Origin of the sequence: Robertkochia aurantiaca (assembly GCF_020166495.1) — a bacterium.
In the GTDB taxonomy this organism is placed as follows: domain Bacteria; phylum Bacteroidota; class Bacteroidia; order Flavobacteriales; family Flavobacteriaceae; genus Robertkochia; species Robertkochia aurantiaca.
Genome location: NZ_JAINZS010000005.1, coordinates 215,926 through 235,718 on the forward strand (window position 1 = coordinate 215,926; position 19,793 = coordinate 235,718).

At 44.1% G+C, this 19,793-nt stretch carries 8 protein-coding genes; 5 read left to right on the plus strand and 3 right to left on the minus strand.

Going from position 1 to position 19,793, the window contains the following annotated elements:
* The 4 genes from K7R10_RS09670 to K7R10_RS09685 all read left to right on the plus strand — a co-directional run bounded on the left by K7R10_RS09670 (position 1) and on the right by K7R10_RS09685 (position 6,081).
* Positions 1 to 1,023: a DUF368 domain-containing protein gene (locus K7R10_RS09670; protein WP_224484504.1), complete on the plus strand. Its 1,023-nt coding sequence runs from the start codon at positions 1 to 3 to the stop codon at positions 1,021 to 1,023.
* Positions 995 to 1,750, plus strand: a complete 756-nt coding sequence (locus tag K7R10_RS09675) for a shikimate dehydrogenase family protein (protein ID WP_224484505.1) — start codon at positions 995 to 997, stop codon at positions 1,748 to 1,750. The genes K7R10_RS09670 and K7R10_RS09675 overlap by 29 nt, the downstream gene beginning before the upstream one ends.
* Positions 1,751 to 1,864: 114 nt before the next feature.
* A complete protein-coding gene (locus K7R10_RS09680) occupies positions 1,865 to 3,880 on the plus strand; it encodes a DUF349 domain-containing protein (RefSeq protein ID WP_224484506.1) in 2,016 nt (671 codons plus the stop codon).
* Between the two features lie 125 nt (positions 3,881 to 4,005).
* On the plus strand, positions 4,006 to 6,081 hold the full coding sequence (locus tag K7R10_RS09685) for a tetratricopeptide repeat-containing sensor histidine kinase (protein ID WP_224484507.1): 2,076 nt from the start codon (positions 4,006 to 4,008) through the stop codon (positions 6,079 to 6,081).
* A gap of 1 nt (position 6,082) precedes the next feature.
* On the opposite strand, the gene K7R10_RS09690 is transcribed toward K7R10_RS09685, so the two are convergent.
* The 3 genes from K7R10_RS09690 to K7R10_RS09700 are packed head-to-tail and all read right to left on the minus strand — an operon-like array spanning position 6,083 to position 17,718.
* Positions 6,083 to 10,954 carry a T9SS type A sorting domain-containing protein gene (locus tag K7R10_RS09690; RefSeq protein ID WP_224484508.1) on the minus strand — a complete coding sequence of 1,624 codons (4,872 nt, stop codon included), beginning with the start codon at positions 10,952 to 10,954 and terminating at the stop codon, positions 6,083 to 6,085.
* 3 nt (positions 10,955 to 10,957) lie between these two features.
* Positions 10,958 to 13,003: a fibronectin type III domain-containing protein gene (locus K7R10_RS09695; protein WP_224484509.1), complete on the minus strand. Its 2,046-nt coding sequence runs from the start codon at positions 13,001 to 13,003 to the stop codon at positions 10,958 to 10,960.
* A complete protein-coding gene (locus tag K7R10_RS09700) occupies positions 13,003 to 17,718 on the minus strand; it encodes a hypothetical protein (protein WP_224484510.1) in 4,716 nt (1,571 codons plus the stop codon). The genes K7R10_RS09695 and K7R10_RS09700 overlap by 1 nt, the downstream gene beginning before the upstream one ends.
* 346 nt (positions 17,719 to 18,064) lie before the next feature.
* Between K7R10_RS09700 and K7R10_RS09705 the strand changes: the two genes are divergently transcribed.
* Positions 18,065 to 19,741: a serine hydrolase domain-containing protein gene (locus tag K7R10_RS09705; protein WP_224484511.1), complete on the plus strand. Its 1,677-nt coding sequence runs from the start codon at positions 18,065 to 18,067 to the stop codon at positions 19,739 to 19,741.
* The last annotated feature ends 52 nt before the right edge of the window (positions 19,742 to 19,793 follow it).

The window sequence follows — 19,793 nt, forward strand, 5'->3', positions numbered from 1 at the left end:
ATGCCACAACCCACGCGTACCATATTAGACCGGTTTTTCCTTTTTATCAAAGGACTGGCTATGGGCGCTGCAAATAAAGTACCCGGGGTATCAGGCGGCGTGGTCGCCTTTGTAGCCGGTTTTTACGAAGAATTCATCTATTCCCTCCAGAAGATCAACGGGAAAGCATTCATGTTGCTGATCAACGGCAGGTTTGCCAGTTTTTATCGTTATGTGAACGGAAGATTCCTTTCCCTGCTGGTGCTTGGAATGCTTGTAAGCTATTTCAGCGTCTCGAAGATCCTCGACTTTTTTATCGAAAAGAAGGAATTATATGTCTGGGCTGCCTTTTTCGGCATGATCATCGGCTCGATCATCTACATCGGAAAAGGCTTTAAGCACTGGAACCGCACTACCGTGATCGCCTTCGTGATCGGGATGTCGGTCGGCCTATCGCTCAGCTTCCTCGATCCGGCACGTGAGAACGACAACCTGTGGTTCGTTTTCTTTTGCGGGATCATCAGCGTATCGGGTATGACCCTGCCCGGTCTCTCAGGATCCTTTATACTGATTTTGATGGGCAATTATGTTCTTTTGCTGGTCGATTCGGTGAATGCGTTGTACGATACCATGACGGAAATGATCAGGGGAGATTTCAGCTTTATTCACAACCAGGAGCGGAAGCACATGCTTTTGATCCTCTCGGTCTTCACCCTGGGATCTGCAACGGGACTGGTTACCCTGTCGCACCTGCTTAGCTATGTTCTGAAACATTTCAAGAATATCACCACCGCCATCCTGCTCGGGTTCATAACCGGTTCGCTGGGGGTGGTCTGGCCCTGGAAAAAAACGATCTACCGCACCGGCGAAAACGGTGAGTTCATCAGGGATTCTGCCGGTGACCGGATCATCATCAATTACCAGCGATACCTGCCCGATCTGCAGGCGACCGAGACCTGGGTCGCCGTACTGTATATATTGCTCGGGATCAGCATCCTGCTTTGGCTTGACTGGTATGGAAAAAGAAACAACAAAAATGGGTAAGCGTTACGGACTTATAGGCAAGAACATCGATTATTCCTTTTCACGCAGCTACTTCAGCAAAAAGTTCAGGGAACTGGGGCTGGATGACCACAGCTATGAGAATTTCGATCTGCAGGAGATCGGAGAAGCTTCTCAGGTCCTGAACAGCAAAGAAGACATACAAGGGCTTAATGTGACCATTCCCTATAAGCAGAGCATCATGCCCCTACTGGATGAAATCGATCACGAAGCCCTGGCAATCGGAGCCGTAAACACCCTAAAACCGGAAGGAGACAGTTGGGTCGGGCACAATACCGACCACTATGGTTTCGACAAGGCGCTGCAGCCACATCTTACCCCTGCCCATAAAGAGGCCCTGATCCTGGGTACAGGAGGAGCTTCCAAAGCGGTGGCCTACGCCCTTGAAAAAAGAAGCATTCCCTACCGGTTCGTTTCCCGAACAGCGACAGGAGACCATCTTACCTACGAGGAGCTGACTTCGCAAATAACAGAACGTTATAAACTGATCATCAACACCACCCCCCTGGGCACTCATCCCGACATTGAAAACAAGCCTCTGATCCCCTACCAGGGCATTGGCAGAGAGCATCTTCTTTTCGACCTGATCTACAATCCCGAAGAGACCGCCTTTATGAAAGAAGGTCTCAGGCGTAACGCCAAAGCCATCAACGGCTATGAAATGCTGGTGGCCCAGGCAGAAAAGGCCTGGGAGATCTGGAACTCCTGAAAATAAACCCCTTGCAAAAGGCCTGCCGGCCAACAAAACCCGGACTTGTTCGTTATCATACTTGTTAGTATCTTTCAACTTTGAAAGCAATGATGAACTTAAACATTTTCTGAAATGTCAGAGCAACAAAAGGATAACCTGCATGAAGATGCAGACGGAAAGCAACAGCCCGCAGAGGTATCACCGAACAACGACAAACCGGCGGCAGAAACCGCCACCGATGAATCTAAGGAACAGGAAAGTGCCGCTTCTGCCGAAGTAGCGAAGGAGTCACCGGAAAATGAAAAACCTGCCTCCCAACCGGAAGCACAGGCAGACAGCGATGACGATGATGATCCGCAGAGCGAGATCGACGAATCAAATGCCGAAGATGCCGAAGATGAGGGGCATCAGGACCGCCATAATATCCCCATGAAAGATTACCATGCGATGAGCATGGAAGAGCTGGCCGATGAACTGGAAAAGCTCGTAAAGAACGAAAAGGTACAGGCCATCAAGCAGCATGTCGATCAGATCAAATCTGAATTCGACATGAAGTTCTCAGAGTTGCTCGAGCAAAAGAAGGAAGACTACCTCAATGAAGGGGGCAACGAGATCGATTTCCATTTCTCGTCTCCGGTCAAAAAGCGATTTAACGATATCTATTCAGCTTACAAGGAAAAACGTAACACCTATTACCGCAACCTCGAAGACCGCTTAAAGACCAATCTTGAAAAAAGGCTGGAGATCATCGAAGAGCTCAAGGGCCTGATAAACGTGGAGGAAAATATCAATGAGACCTATAAGCACTTCAAAGACCTGCAGGACCGCTGGCGTAATGCCGGGCCGGTACCGCGGGTAAGCTATAACGACGTATGGCGTACGTACCACCACCATGTAGAGATCTTCTATGATTTCCTGGACCTGAACCGTGACCTCAGGGACCTGGACTTCAAGCATAACCTTGAAGAAAAGCAAAAGATCATCGTAAAAGCAGAAGCCCTCGCAGAAGAAGGCGATGTGATGAAGGCCTTTCGTGAGCTACAGGTACTGCATAAGATCTGGAAAGAAGACATCGGTCCCGTTGACCGCGAACACAGGGAAGACATCTGGAACAGGTTCAGCGCGGCGACCCGTGTGATACACCGCAAAAGACAGGAATATTTCAAGAACCAGGATAAGATACATGAGGCCAACCTGAAGGTGAAACAGGAGATCATCGCCAAGATCGCTGAGATCGCCCGAAATCCAGTGAACTCACATAACCTCTGGCAGAAACAGATAAAAGAGATCGAAGCCCTCAGGGAAGCGTTCTTTAAGGCCGGTCGCGTGCCCTATAAGGTCAACGAAGCCACATGGGCGGCCTTCAAGGAGGCAGTACGAAGCTTCAACCGCAACAAGAACGCCTACTACAAGAACCTGAAAAAGGAACAGCAGGCGAACCTGGAGAAAAAGACAGAGCTGGTTGAACTGGCCGAGTCGCTGAAAGACAGTGAAGACTGGGAGAACACCACCCCGGTCATGAAAAAGATACAGTCTGACTGGAAAAAGATCGGGCATGTACCCCGCAAACATTCTGACCGGGTTTGGAAAGAATTCAAGGCCGCCTGTAATTACTACTTCGACAGGCTGCACGCACGGCGCAATAAAGACTTTAAGGTCGAGATGGAAGCCTTTGATGAGAAAAAGAAGCTACTGGACTCACTGAAGGAATTCGAACTCAGCGGTGACAAGGAAAAAGACCTGAAAGAGCTGAAAACCTATATCGCTCAATGGAAAGAGATCGGGAAGGTTCCTTTCAACAAACGGAATATTGAAGGGAAATTCAATAAGATACTCGATGCACTGTTCAGGAAGATGGATCTTGACAAGGAAAAGGCCGAAATGATCAAGTACGGTAATAAGCTGCAGGAATTGGCCGATGCCGACAATGAAAACCTGATCAGGAACGAACGTGTTTTCATAAGAAGAAAGATCGATGAAGTGAAGGCAGAGATCCGTCAGCTTGAGAATAACCTGCAATTCATAAACGCAGACGATAGTAACCCGATCGTTAAAGATGTCAAGGCCAACATCGACAAATACCGGGAAGACCTCGAGATATGGAAAGCCAAGCTGAAAAAGCTGAAAAACATGAACAAAACAGACTGACAGTAAGGAATTTAAGCCTTAAAATACAAAAAGTAAGATTTTTCGACACCCATAGTCGAAAAATACCCTTGAGAATTAGGAAAGATTTAATTTTTTGTTAAATTTGAGCAGGCCTTGAATCCCGAATGAAGCTTTTCTACATCTATATCGCACTACTTCTTTCCCTGACACCGGTTGCCTATGGGCAGGCCGAAGTGCGCGACAGCCTGCTATACGAGATAGAACAGTATCAAAGAAAGTCCAGCAGCCGCGTTATTCGAGACACCAACTACATCAACCTTCTGGGGAAATACATGGCGCTTCATATCTATGTCGACAAAGACACGGTGAAGAAGTATGCCGAGAAGATGATCAGTACCAGTGAGATCACGGGGTACTTCAGGGGAAGCCTTTATGGTTTGATGGGATTATCTACCTATTACCAGGAAAGCGGAAATATAGGGGAAGCCGTGAGGCTGTTAAAAAAGGCCCTTACCAAGGCTGAGCGGCAGGGTGACGATGAGTACATCATTTGCGCCAATTATGAGCTGGCCCGTATTTACAGTGAATCAGGAGACATCAAATCGGCGGTCACACATTGCCTCCAGGCGATCAGGATGGCCGAGAATTTTGAAAACCCCGATGACGACATCAGGGGGCTTCTGGCTATAAGCCATGATAACCTCGCTGCCAATTTCTTTATCTTAAAACAATACAAGCGCGCTCTTGAAGAATACGAGAAAGCGATAAGCCTGCATGAGCAGATCTCTGATCAAACGGGAATGGCCATGTCACAGAGCAATGCCGCCGAAACTCTTTTATACCTGGGCGAATACAGGTCTTCAGCCCAAAAGCTGGATGAAGCGATCGAATTCTTCAGATCAAGCGCATACCATAATGACTGGCTGGCCTTCGCCTGGCGCATCAAGGGAGACCTTTTCCTGGAACAGAAAATGATCGATTCGTCCAAAGCGGCCTATGCCAAAGCCAGAAACCTGCATGAATCCAAGGTGAGAGATCTCAGGGAACTCATGTTTCTTTATAACGGGATGTCGAAGGCAGAAAAAAAGGCCGGCAATCTCGAGAGTTCTCTCGATCTGGCTAACACCTCCCTTTCGACCGCCTATGGCATTTCATCGGCTGAAGGCATCAAGAATGCTTCTGAAACCCTCTACGACCTTCACAAGGAACTGGGAAATGATGAAAAGGCGCTGGAGTACCTGGAGATCCATAAGCAGTACACAGACAGCATCTTCAACCATGAAAACAGCAAAAGCCTGGCAGCCATGCAGGCTGAAATGGAATTCCAGGAGAAGCAGAAAGAAATAAAATTCGAGAACGAGCAGGAGATCAACGAAAAGAATATGCTCATCTACCTTTCCTCGGGAGGGGTTTTGATCTTACTGACCATTCTCTTTCTTACCCAGCGTAACCGGAAACTGGAGCGAAAGCTCAACAGCCTGCTGGCAAAGAAGAACAGCGTATTACAGTTGCGGGAAATGCAGTTGCAGCGCTCGAACCAGACCAAAGACAAGCTCTTTTCGATCATCAGTCATGACCTGAGAGCCCCTATCGCCTCCCTGAACGGGATGATCGACCTCTTTAAGGACAAGCAGATCGACACCCAGGAATTTCTGGAGCATGCCCCTCAGTTGAGCGAACAGGTAAAGAATGTGAACTTTACCCTCAACAATCTTTTGAAGTGGTCTCAGCAGCAATTCAACGGCACCCGTACCAAACCCAGCAAGAACAATCTCTTTGTGCTCTCTAACGAAAGTACTGACCTGCTGCGTGACTATGCGGCCAAAAAAGATCTGCAGATCATCAACAACATTCCTGACGATGCCTTCATCAACGGCGACACCCAGCAGATCACCATTCTGTTCAGAAACCTTTTGAGCAATGCCATCAAGTTCACCCCTAAGGGTGGTAAGATCGTGCTGAACGCCATCGAAAAAGACGGCGGCTGGCAGGTAGAGGTCAAAGATACCGGGGTGGGTATGCCGAAGGAAAAGGTCGATCGCATCATGTCGAAAGAAAGCTTTATCGACTCTACCTATGGTACCGAGAATGAAAAGGGTACCGGTATCGGGGTAAATGTCTGTAAAGAAATGGTGCGGGCGAACAAAGGAAAATTCTGGGTCACTTCCACTCCCGGCAAAGGCAGCAGCTTCTTCTTCAGCCTGCCGAAGTTCAGCGATGATATCGCAAAGGCGGGATAATTTATCGCATTATCAGCTTCTGTACGGAATATGCCGATTCTGTCTGTAAAACGACAGCGTACATTCCCGGATTTACACCACTAGCGTCTGGCTTGAAATTGTAGGTTTCAGAACCTTCAGCAAAATTTTCATATATCAGCGCGTTATTGGCTAATTGAAAAATCTTTACCGATATGTTTTCTGATTTCTCCAGGACTACCTCAATATTAAAAATCCCGTCGGTAGGGTTGGGATAAACACTGAACTTTTTCACTCCGGTTCCCGGCGATGTAGCCATGGCTTTGCCTCCATCCCCCGCCTTTTCCAATATTTGCACTTTCTTATATACAGTATTTTGACAATGACCATAGTCGGCCGTCATTCCTATTTCGTAAAACCCCTCCTGTTGGAAGTAAATCTCTGCAAAATCATTATCCTTGTAGATTACAACTGATTCCTCCGGAAACTCCCAGCTAATGTTACCCGGTGCCGGCAGGCTGACATCTACAAGGTTTATTATTTCATTAGCTCCAGCCTGACTGGTCATTAGAAACTCAGTGTCAACATCAGAATTAATTTCGACAACTTTAAAAGAAGTTTCCTGGTAACAGCTGTTCGAATTATAGATTCTGAGCGTATAATTCCCAGCTTCAGCAAGTAGAAAAGTCTGCTCTTTTGATAAAATCTCTCCATTTAGAATCCATTCTAATTCATGATCCGTATCATTTAACCCGGAATCCAGGAGCAGGGATTCGCCTTTACATAAATAATACTCAGGCTCCAGGCTCCCCTCCATAGCTTCGGGGCTCTCCAGCGTAAATTCTTCCTGAATGACCACCCCATCAAAATCTTGTATGGTAACCTTGTAAACGCCGCTGCATAGGTTGTAAATAACATTGCCATTCGAGCCGTTACTCCATAGAATGGAGTCAACACCCCTGTCTGAGTTTACAGTAACAGAAATACTTCCATCACATATGTTCAGGCAGGTCGGATGTGTAATATCGTAGGTTATCAGATCTGGTTGACGTACCTCAACCATGTCAACCAAAACACAACCACTGTTGTCTGTTATTTCATACTGATATCTGCCAGCCTCTATCTGATCGATCATAAAGCCGTTACCAACCCTGTTCCCTTCATGATCGAACCAATTGACGGAATAAGGCCAGGCTCCTCCTCCAACTTCGATTTCAATTCTTCCGTCTTTCCCGTTCCACCGGGAAACATCTGCCACTTCAAGCTTGGTTACAACCAATTCTTCATGAAGATTTGAAATCTTAGATTGGAATCTGGTATAACAGTTGTTCGCATCAAAAACCTCCAGTACGTATTCCCCTGACTTAAGGTTTTTCAAATTTAAAGCGTCATCTCCGCTGTTCCAGAACCAGGTATAGGGTGGAACTCCTCCAACGATTTCCACAAGAAGTTCACCTTCATTTTTCAAAAAACAAGAATTATGCTTTAAATGGATAACATCAACTCTCAATAGTTCCGGTTGAGTGATAGCTATTTCAGGTGACAAAACGGTGTTACCATTAATATCAGAAACTTCCGAAACATATATTCCGGGGGCTAATTGACCCATATAATATTCAGAACCTTCATGAATGAGTTCCTTTTTGACACCATCGAAGGAAAACCATTTGTAGTAATAGGGCTCTACCCCGCCGGTGACTTCAGCTATCAATTCTGCGCTTTGATCTCCATGACATAAAATATCATCCCACTGCGTGACCTTTACCGATAAAGGTAAAGGTTCATTTATTTCGATCTGCTCGCTGACCAGGCAAGAGTGTGCGCCCAAATCCAGGGGCGAATCGGTCACCAACAATTGATAGACACCCGCAGTTAGTCCTTCTATACTTTCTCCGGTACCGATCGTAACTCCCTCATGTCTCCATTCAACTTCATAGGGTTGGTTACCACCATCAATACCAATTTGAATTTTTCCGTCATTTCCACCGAAAGTTGAAACATCTGTTGTTTCTATTTGAACAATACTTAAGGCTGTTTCAGGCTGTTTCACCTCAACTGAAAGCTGAAGATCACAACCATTACCATCTACTGCTGTGATTTCATACCAGCCTGATGCCAAATTATTGCGATAACTTCCGGTAAAACCGTCTTCCCAGATAAAATTGACTGCCGCCTCTCTACCATCTGTTTTCAGTGTTATTTCACCATTCCGGGCTCCGTAACAAAAGTTATTAACAACGATAGAAGATACCTGAAGTGGCTCTCCTTCACTAATTTCAAAATTCTTCTCGACCCTAATCCCGGAACCGGAGTTGTCTGTCACAACAAAACGGTAGCTGCCTGCGTAAAGGCCATCGATGATTGAAGCATCACCTAAAAGATCTCCCGAACTGCTGAACCATTTATAATTATAAGGCTTTACCCCTCCCGAAACCATGGCCTCAACCGCTCCTGTATCACTTCCGGGACACAATATATCTGAAACCCTGAACTGATTGATGATAAATTCAGCAGGCTCGGTAATATGTATCGGATCAGAGAACACTTCCTTACAGCCGGTAATTTCTATTACCTTGGCAACATATTTTCCTGCTGCCAACATGTTCAAAGCCGTTTTACCATATCCGGCAGAAAATATCTCATCGTCCTTATACCATACAATCTCATCGACCTCTTTGTTAATTTGAATTTCAAAGGATCCTTCTTCTGCTCCGAAATAGCTGTTTTCAATATGTTTATCGTGTTTCTCCTGAATGACTAAAGGCTCAGGGGCTTCCAGGATAATAGGGTCGGAGAAATTTTCGAGTATGCATCCATTTGCATCCGTGATCCGGTAATGATAGCTGCCCGCACCAAGTTGATCAATCCAATTTCCAATACCATTAATTACCTCCATATTCTTTGAATACCATTCAATGCTATATGGCGACGTGCCTCCCGTGATTTCTAAATATATTTCACCATCACGCTCATCATAACAGGTAGGAGCCTTACTGTCGAACACCACCTCGATGTTAGAAGGAGATCTTATTTCGATCACTTCATAGTGACTGTTCCCATTTTTATCATACACGGTGACACCATAGTTACCGGTTCCCATATTATAAAGATTAGGTCCTGTCTGTCCGTTATCCCATCTGTATATATAGCCATTACCTGAATCAGTTACACCTCCGCTCGCAATGGCAGTTATATTTGATAATTGATAGCTGCATTTTAACTCTTCAGGATAAGTACTGAAGGCTACGGACAATGGGTCGGGTTGAGCGATAAAAGTTGAAAAGACTTCACTTACACAGCCTTTCGCATCGGTTACCAGAAGCTCATAAGTTCCGGCACCTATATCAATAAGACCTGAACCATCATCATAATATTGTCCATTCTTACTCCAGTGGTACTGATATGGTTCGGTGCCTCCTGAAATATATACTGAAATACTGCCATCTTCTCCATCGTATGTAGTTGGCTCGAGAATTATCACAGGAGTAACGACAGGATTCTCCCTAAGATCATTAACAACTGCTTTATCTGAAATCTGGCAGCCCTGACTGTCGATAATGATAATATCCAAACTCTTTGCCTCCTCTATTGTAAATTCTGATCGATCGTGAAAACTCAGTCCGCCGTCAATACTGAACCTGAAAGGAGGAGTACCTCCGGTCGGCTCGAACTTTACACTTCCGTTTATCTCACAGGTTACTGGTGTGACTATTGTATTCAACGAAATTATATCGGGCGAGGTCACAGTAAAAACCGGGCTTCTTCTGGGAGCATCAGGAATATTGGCAAACTCTCTGTCAAGCGTTATCCATTCGAGGTAATAATTCCCTGGCATAAGGGTTCCTTTCCACTCATATTCTTTGTTAACAAGGTCGGCTGCTGTAATTTCTTCAGCATATCTTTCCTCATTTTCTCCCACTACATTAAGATTGATCTTCTCGGTATCCTTTAGTTCCCGTTCAAAAACTACTTTAAAGCCACCGTCGAAGGTATTATAACAACTTGTATTTACAGGCATCGGGTTAGGTGCTAAGGCATAGTCCAGTTCTATGGAACAGGGAATAAGCCGAAAAAGCCATGTATGTAATACTTTACGTGATTCCCCTTTATTGGATTGCCCGGAAATGCCTTCCTTGCTATTCCAACCGTTATAGGAACCCGATCCGTTTGCATTTAAAATGAATCGTAATTTCAAATATTCTTCCTTTTTCAGGTCTTCCTCTATTATCTGATCTAATTCTTCAACTGTAATATTTAAAGGGTAAGAAGTTGCATAGGAGGCATCGGGAATCGTTTTCCAGCTGGAATTCTCACCGGTCAAATACTCCCAGTGCCCTCCCTCTACCTGACCCGGGGTTCCTCTGAATAATTGATCACAATAACCGGGAGTTGCACTATACTCCAGAGAAGTAGGATTTGGAAGCAACCATACACGGGAGTAACTCAATGGATTCCTGTACTCAGGGTCATCTAGTTTTATTGATCTGTCATTTCCATATTCGTATGACTGCCACAAATTAAGAGTTGCAGATTTTTTATTGGTTCTTGCCTCGCAATAGTTTACCTGTTTCCTGCTGAATTCATCTCTCAGTGTTACCTGTTGATGACAAAAATTTTCCTGTTCTCTTCCGTTATTAATCAGCTTATCACGAGTCTCGTAGAAGTAAATATTTAACGAATTTGCTGAGGTTATTAAAGCGTTGTCTATCACCGAAACATCATTTCCCTGTTCCAAGCCGTAATATGCATACCTGTTTGCTTTGGTGTAACAGCTGTGACAGGTACCTGTACCATCCAAAAAAGTATCGAATACATTGTATTGATAGTTAATGGTAAGATCGACAAGTACATTATCCTGAGACAAACAGAGCTGAAGACATAAAAGCCAGGCGAATAGAGATAATACAGCTTTCATCTATTAATATTTTAAGGTGATACTTTGCGGTGTGTTTTTGGAGCCATCTGCATATAGAATATCAAGTCGATAAGTAAGTTCTGAATTCGGATATATAAGTTCATCTTCAAAAAGTTCCACCCATTGATTCCATTTCCTGTATAACGATAAGTCTTGAGCATTGACCTTCCGATAAAGCCTTATTTCTGCCGGTGTCTTTACGAGCTTCCATTTCAGTTTAATCAGACGGACATCCCGGTCTGTTTCAGCATAAAATTCTTCATTCCCCTCACTGCGAAATTTCGGAAGTGAACGAAGTCGTAATATCGGGGAGCGGGTACTGATATTTCCGCTTTCGTCTGCAACCGTGAGAGAATATTCCAGATCGGTATCAGGCGGGACCAGCGAATCAATAAATCGAAAAGCTCCTTTTAAACCGGATTTTCCGATCACCTCCCAGTTCTTTCCTGTATTTCGATGGATCAACACCTGAACAGCATCACCTGAACTACTTCCCTGAATATTCAGCTCTATGCCCTTCTCACCAATTTGCCTGTATGAAATAATTGCCGCGGAAGAAGGCGGTATTTTATCAGGCACCCTCAAGATCAGGGGAGGAGAAGCAACAGACTCATTATAACGTTGATCAACGGCTACCAGCTTATAGTAAACCTCAGGTTTGAAAGATTTCATGCTTACATGATCAGAAGCTTTTTCATCGGTTAGTATACTCCGGTTAATCCTCATATAAGTGATACTATCTTCAGATCTTAACAAATGGTACCCTTTGAGGTCATTCTCGGTATTTCTTTCCCAGCTTATCAAGACATTACCCAGAGAATCGACTTCACCTTTCAACCCTCTGGGGATATCCGGGGGGATGGTATCTTTCAGCTGAATCATAAATTTTTCTGATTCTGTAAAATTTCCAGTGCTAGAAACAGCTTGTATTTTAAAATAGTTTACAGGTTCCAGATCCCTGAAACTGGCCGTCCTTTGGCTTGTTGTCATACTGAGACCGAATTGTTTGAATTCTTCAACCGGAGAGTTGGCACGCATAAGTCGAAATTCCTGAACCCTGATATTCAGCGAATCAGGAAATTCCCAGCTGACCGTAAGCGAATTTTGTACGTCTAACTTTGTTTCAGTTATCACCGGGTTGGCTTCAAGAGGTAATTCAGGAGTAATCATGATCTCTTGAGAAGGCTGGCTGTATTCACCAAAATATCCCATACCCCTTATTCTGAACCACACGGGTATTCCAAATTTTTCTATGGGAGTTGAATAGGTTATACTTTCTTCCTTTGTGGAATCAAGGCGTGTTACGGGCACCTTATTAAGCTTGCTAAAATGACTGCCGTCATAGCTTATTTCTATATCATACCCAAAATAGAAGGGTAAGTAATCCTCATAATTCCAATTCAACAGGAAAAGACCCCGATGCACCACTAATGCCGGCTTAGGAGGGCGGGGGTAATTTTGAGAACGTCCGGCAGACACGAGATGTCGGTTTTCACTGTTGGCCAACCGTACGGAAAAAATATAACTCCCTTCCGAATGAACATCATGGTCGATAAAGCCAAGTCCGGCATACATTGCAACCTGGTAATCTCTGTCTGACGCATATGCTGCAAAGGCAAACCTCCTTTGTGCTTCCTCAAAAGATTCCATGAGATTGGAGATGTTAGCGGCTTGCATTTGTCCGGTGACGAAATTTTCACCATATAATGCCTGAGCTACAATTGCACCCATTGGGTTCCTGCCAGCAAGCTCCTTCCATTCTTCCTTAATTCTGGGTCGTATTAGCCTTTCTGTTTTCTTTACATCTTCTGCAGTATTATTATTTCCTGAGCTGTCTATAGAAATCCTTTCGACAATATACCCAAGCCTATTCCCTTCCTGCCAGGTTGTGTAATCACGGGGGACCCATCGGAGTGCTATGGAATCCCCATAATTACGAATCTTCAGATATAGAGAAGGAGCGTCTGATGAGGGGTCATCGGAAGTCTGTGCCGAAATAGGAGAAAATAGGAGAATCAAAAAATATAGCGAAGGGAAGAGACGTCTCATCAGAATGTATTTTCGAAATTAAAACGAACTCTTTTACCGGAGCTCTTACCGGGTAAAACATAGTTGAAGTCCACACGATAGGTTTCCTGACGGATATAGGGGAAGACTCCATTGATCAAATATTTATATCGGTTGAGTAACCTTTGGTCAATACTATTAAAGCTGAATATTCTGGCTGCCAATTGTGACTGAAGATCGAGAAAATCCTGTTTGAAATACCGTGGTAATCTCCACACAAAAGGGAAGTTCTGATTCAGAAAAATATGGTCAGGTGCATACTTCAGATAAAACCTATAGCTGCCGGATACCTCTAAAGCCTTTAATGGGGGATTCCCAAACACAGTGAGATCTCTTTTGAGAGTTATAGACCCGTTCAGAGGGTACTCCTCATAAATGAGCGGATGGATGTCTGATTCATAGTATTCATCTCTTCCAAGGGCTTCTCCAAATATAAGAGGCTTAAAACCTGTAAACTGAGTACCTTCTGTTTCATGTAAATCGAAAGGCTCCCCATCTGAGATACCGATGCCTAAGGCTGCTACATCTGAAGCCCCGTCTATAAAATTGTAAAACTGTAAAACCCTTATTGACTTAAGTTTTTCGCGAAAGGTTGCGTACCGACTGGTCCTAAAGGGAAATTCGATTCTGATCAACCGGTTATCGGTATATAAATCAGACCCGATTTTTTGAGAGGAAATACTGAGACCATTACCAACTTCTTCCCAGCTTTCTATTGGTTCTGATTTCTTATCACTGTCGGTTATTCTGGTGGTAATGAGCAAAAAATATTCTGAAGAAAGATTAAAATCGGGCAGATCAAAACGAATCCTGTTATTGGTTTTATCATAGCGCAGTTCGGAAATCTGACGTTCGCCAGTTAAAGCATCTACAATTTCGACCTCATCGATGTAATTTCCTCCAAAAAGGTAGTCCTGTCCCTTTTTTAATTGAATAAAACCGTCATCAGATTCGTCTTTCAATAAATACCTCTGAGAGATCACAGGATACATCTCAGAAATGTTATGGAAAGGTATGACCTGAGGAGCCTTTCCGGTCGAAAAGCTGATTCGTTCTTCCTCAGTAATTGGTACACCCTCCCTGGTCACAATTTCCCATTCGCCCGAATTATAACGTTGAAAACTGACTTTTACTTTCATCAGCAATTCACTCTCAGATGGCAATAGATCTTCTGGGCTAAGGGTTAAAAGGTCCTTTTGTTCATTCCAGGATAATTCAGATCTGACTTTCTTTTTTCCGTGAAACAATTCTGCCTCCTCAAGAGAAATTTTATAAATAACCGAGCCTTCAGCCTTAGGAACTTTAATCGGTTTATCCACAGGAAAATTGAAAGCTACCTGTACAGAGGTAAATACATCAACTTCTTTCAGGTTATCTCCGGGGTTGAAATCGGCTATCACACGAAGGTCTTCCAAGCCTTTTCGATCGATCATTTCGCAGGGTTCACCCAGCACTACCTTTAAGCGGGTCTTGATCTTTACAGTGCCGAGAAGCCTGACATTGATCCCTGCATATCCTTCCACATACCATGGATTTGGCAATTCGCCTCGAGCCAGTAATGCTACCCCGGCAGTAAGTATAGGAATATCAGTGTTCATGCCGAATACATTTATACGGGCACCAAAATCGCCTTGCAAAAAGGCATATAACTGACCATTCGCATACCAACCATTCATTCCGAGGGGTTGGTCGTAATTTCGACAGCTGGTGTCTCCAAAGTCCCGCATCATCAGGTCAAAACCTATACCTGCCTGAACTGAAGCATACATGACACCCCAATCAAATCCAACACCCAATCCGAATTCGGCACCAAAAGCATAGCCTCTCCCAGCTGCCAGATCAGAAGAAAACCCTCTGTTCATCAAAAGCTCCCGATCTCCGAAATCAAGTGTTTCTCTGACGATGGCGGGAGGGGAAGAAGGAGATGGAAGAATCGTTCCTGTCATAAAATAGATATTCATTCTGGCCATCAGGGGACCAAACGGAATATCTCTTACTCCAAACCTTCTATCAGGAGTTCCGACATGGATATACCAATCATCCGGAGCACTGTAAAATTCAAGATAGCCTAACCGATTCTTTTCACCATCTCCTTTTATCTGTCCGAGGTTGAGAAAAGTATCGAACATACCCCAATATATCTGGTTGGTAAAATCCAGATCAAAGGCGACCTGAGCGGCAAAAATCTCCTTTCCCGAAAGAACGTCAGGAAATACATTGTTAGCAAAATACTTCACCCCCATCCTGTCAATGGAAATCTGACCGAACGCTGACAGAGCCTCTTCCTTATTCAATATTTCCTGCTGAAGTTCGGCCGGGCTGCCGAAGGGGGAAACTGAGAATGCTGTTTTTGTTTCAGAAGCCATCAAAGCAGCAGCTCCGTAAAACCCTACCCTGCTGACACCGCCGCCATGCTCTTTATTGTTAAAACTCATTTCTATTCCGAGAAGTCCGTTAAAGACAGCTGATTGTTTCACCTCAAATGCTGCCAGTGCCTTGAATCCTAAAGATACCCGCTGATCGGGCTCATAAAGGATTCCGGAAGGCGCATTCGTTCCGGGCTTATAAGACGCCTTTCGCATGTGATGATAAACCCCTCCTCCAAAGTCATTGAATGTAAAATTGCTATTATCATTTTCAATGGGTTGACCTGCTGCATCGACATACCAGTAATTGAAATCATCCATACGTCCGAATAGACCACGACCCTGTAACCTCATTCCCAAACTTTCGGAATACAGCTCTAAATCCCCTGCAATACCCTTTCCATAATCCGGATCACTTTCGAAAAATGACAATTGACCCTTGAAGGAAAAATTATTCCTTGTCACATCTAAAAGAACCTGATTGATTTTAAACTGGTCGTAAGTCCAGCGTACGTATTCATCTTCTCTAAGCTTCCCCAGTACCTCGAAGCGACAATCACCTTTTATACCGGTTTCATCGAGCATTATATAAGAATTGAACCCCAATGAGATCCTATCCCCGGCACTGGAAAAATCGATATCATAAATACCTGCCTTAAAACCATATAACTGCGGAGTCTGAACTGAATCTTTGAACCCCAGGTAACCAACACTTAAAACGGTCTCAGGAACAGTCTTGATCCGGAGTTCCTGAAAGGCAATACCTGAAATCTCCAAATTTTCTTCATCAGGGAGATCGTTATCTTTAGCAACTTCATTATTGATTTTATTGCCTATTGAGGTATTAAGGCTCATTACACCACTCAGGTTGGCTTCGGGCACAAAGTTGCCATCTTCAACAGCGAGAGTGATATATGATTCCGGATACAGACGCGCCCGGGCCTTGAAAACATCAAAATCAATATCATTATTCACTGCAATACGCATGGAATAATTTTTATCAATTCCGATGATCCCCTCATAATTCATGCCTGGGTTTTCCTTCTGGCTTTCGGCGCTTACAGGCAATATGATCCTGCCGGCAAAAGAGGCTCCCAGAAAACGATTTGCAGCAAGTTGAGCTGATAGGCGATCTACCGAAAATTGCCATCCTGATGCAATACCTTCCTGCAGGCTAATCACCTGTTCAGCAAAGAAAGAACCTGAAACACCGAATTCGTCTAAGATGAGATTCTCTGCGCCTATTAAAACCCTCTGATCGGTCTTCTTCAATTTGAATTCGGGAGGAAGCATTACCTGAAGTTTTCTGACAAAAAAGCCCCGCCACAATTCATTATTTTCCGGGAGTAAATTCAATTCCCGGTACAAATCGGGAAACCGGATATTCTCTGAGTTGCGTTTGTCACTCAAATCGATAACCGCCTCTTTCACCAGAATCCCCCAACCTGGTAATGCAGTGAGTTCAAAATGCGGGAGATCCACTTCTAAAATCAGATCAGAGAAAGAACTTGCCTGAATACGGCTTTGCAGCCCCACGTAAGCATTGTTTCCCAAAGGAGATTCTCCCGACCGGGGCTGGGTTTTTCCAGGAAACTTCAGCTCGCCCTTTTGATTTAATGGAAGAGCTATATTCCGGGAAATTCTGATATCAGTAGCCAGAGATATTTCTTGTATTTTTCCTTCACAATCGAGGGTGATATAAGTCTGTTGATCTGGTAATCCATTTCGGCGAATACCTCCCAAAAAAGTAAGCAACCATTGTCCGCCATTCTGAATCAGAGGTACATCCTGAAGTAGATATAGCCTAATTTCCCCGACCAGGCCACCTTTATGAGACAAATGAATCCCGCTTGCCCCGAAAAGAAGATCAGTGCCCAATTCTCCTAAATCCAGCTTTGCAAAAATATCGACCTCGGCATATTCGGGATACATACGAGCATTTAAAACTCCAAGGGTGAGACGGGAATTAGGTGTCAGCTCCTTTCTAATCCCTACAGGAAATTCTACCAACTCATTCCCGGTCAACTTGTCAATAAATCTTCGATGCCTCTCAATTTCCCTGAATAATTCGTCAGCCAGCTTTAAAAGGCTATCAGTTTGAGGGGAGGTTTTAAAAAATTCACTGATATAATCATGCGAAAATTCAGGTTCTGTTCCATAGTCGATTTCAAAACTTTTACCGGTCTTAATGTTATTGTTTACCTTAAAATTTACATCTTTAACAAAATTCGAACGATAAGGATCATTGCCGGAAGACCTGACATGACTAACAGTAGATCCGTAGACATATACCTGGATAAACAGTAACAAATAAAACACACATCTACGCATAACAAATCTAAACTTTGTTTGATTACAGCCTCCTGTTAGTTTTAACTCTCTCAGGGAATGAGGGATTCTAATATAGTAAATATTCTATATTAAAGAATTATTTTCTTCAAATTATTTTTAAAATGTGTTTCATATTCACCTGAACATCTGAGCTTTTCCGAAAGTAAAATAGCTACCAACCGCACTTATTCAGTCGAATTTCTTTAATAGTAGATTATTCGTTGTTTTATGATATTCAAGAATTTTCTTATTTTGTATTTATAATACGCTCCTTCCTCTCCTACTTCATATTCTTTAACCATCGCTGATCCCCTTTTTTACTGATCAGCAACAACCTGAAACACCTATGATAAACCGTACAGCCTGTTTTACGCTACTTGTTTTATTATTCACTCAAATAATCCATTCACAAAATCAAGCCATTGACTCGGTCTTTGCCGAATGGGCCCATTCCCATACCCCGGGCGCCGCCCTCGGAATTTATCAGAACGGAGAACTGATCTATGCCAAAGGTTATGGAATGGCGAACCTGGAATACGATATCCCCATCGACAGGAACACCGTCTTTCGAATCGGGTCTACCTCCAAACAGTTCACGGCTGCCTGTATCATCCTGCTGTCGGAAGAAGGAAAACTGAATCTTGATGATCCTCTTTCCAAATACTTCCCGGACTTTCCCGCATATGCCGACCAGATTACCCTTAAAAACCTGTTGCATCATACCAGCGGGATCAGGGATTACCTGACGCTTGCCGATTTAATGGGCAAATCTTCATTCGATCATTATACCGATGATCACATCATGCAATGGCTTATACGGCAGCAGGGGCTGGGCTTTGAACCCGGAACAAAATTTGAATACAGCAATTCCGGTTACTGGCTTTTGGGCATGATCGTGGAAAAGGTCAGCGGAAAGAATATGGCCGAATATGCCAAAGAAAAGATCTTTGACCCTTTGGGAATGAAGAACACCCATTTCCATAATGACCATACGCATATCGTCAAAAACCGCGCCGATGGCTATGCTCCCGTCACTGCAGATTCTTTTAAGATCGACATGACCACGCTCGATATGATCGGTGATGGCGGAATCTATTCTACCGTGCAGGATTTTACAAAATGGAACAATGCCTATTACGATTCTGATGTGCTCACCTCCTCCTTCTGGGAGAAAATGACCCAACGAGGCATACTGACCAATGGTGATACCCTCGATTATGCCGGCGGTCTTTTCATTGACGAATACCGGGGGTTAAAAACCATCAGTCACGGGGGTGCTTTTGTAGGGTACAGGGCTGAGTTCCTGCGATTCCCTGAACAAGAAACAGGTATTGCCATTTTTTCCAACCGAAGGGATGCAGATCCAACCACTAAAGCCTATCAGGTGGCCGATATCCTGTTGAGTGATCAATTCAAAATCGATGTAGCAAAGAAAGATCCGTCGGCCGGCTTAACCCCTTCCGACTTCATAACAGATCCCAGCCAGATCACCGGGTACTATGAAGCTTTGCCAGGCGTTATCCTGTCGGTTTTCCTGCAAGATGACCTCTTAACGGCAAAAGACCTGTGGACAGGAGAGAATTACACGATGAAGGCAGAAGAGGATAAATCCTTTTCTATTGAAAATGAAACACCCATCTCCTATAGCTTCTCCTCGCCGGAAGAGGGTGAAGCCCAAAAAGTGTACTATAATCAGGGTGGATGGAAAATAACTTTAACCCGCATAGCTCCGGTCACCCTAACAGGCCAGGAATTGAAAAGGTTCGAGGGCTATTTTTACAGCGAGGAACTAGAGTCGAAGGTTCGTCTGTTTGTAAAAAACGGGACACTCTACCTTCAACGACCGAATAAAGAAGCGCTGATGCTGATTCCCACAAAACCTCATCAATTCGGTTTTGCCGGACTGAACCTTGATTTTTCCTCTGATCCTAAAAAGCCGGACACCTTTTTCCTTAGCTATCCCAGGGCCAAGAATTTCAGATTCACCAGGGTAAACAGTGATCGACCTCAGAATGGTATGTAGGTCGTAAAAACGGTATTATGAACTACCTTTAGAACGGTCATAAATCCAAAAA

Bases quoted from the DNA above. Each gene is read 5' to 3' on its own strand.
- K7R10_RS09685 (WP_224484507.1), top strand. From the start codon at position 4,006: ATGAAGCTTTTCTACATCTATATCGCACTACTTCTTTCCCTGACACCG.
- K7R10_RS09705 (WP_224484511.1), top strand. From the start codon at position 18,065: ATGATAAACCGTACAGCCTGTTTTACGCTACTTGTTTTATTATTCACT.
- K7R10_RS09675 (WP_224484505.1), top strand. From the start codon at position 995: ATGGAAAAAGAAACAACAAAAATGGGTAAGCGTTACGGACTTATAGGC.
- K7R10_RS09670 (WP_224484504.1), top strand. From the start codon at position 1: ATGCCACAACCCACGCGTACCATATTAGACCGGTTTTTCCTTTTTATC.
- K7R10_RS09700 (WP_224484510.1), bottom strand. From the start codon at position 17,718: ATGCGTAGATGTGTGTTTTATTTGTTACTGTTTATCCAGGTATATGTC.
- K7R10_RS09680 (WP_224484506.1), top strand. From the start codon at position 1,865: ATGTCAGAGCAACAAAAGGATAACCTGCATGAAGATGCAGACGGAAAG.
- K7R10_RS09690 (WP_224484508.1), bottom strand. From the start codon at position 10,954: ATGAAAGCTGTATTATCTCTATTCGCCTGGCTTTTATGTCTTCAGCTC.
- K7R10_RS09695 (WP_224484509.1), bottom strand. From the start codon at position 13,003: ATGAGACGTCTCTTCCCTTCGCTATATTTTTTGATTCTCCTATTTTCT.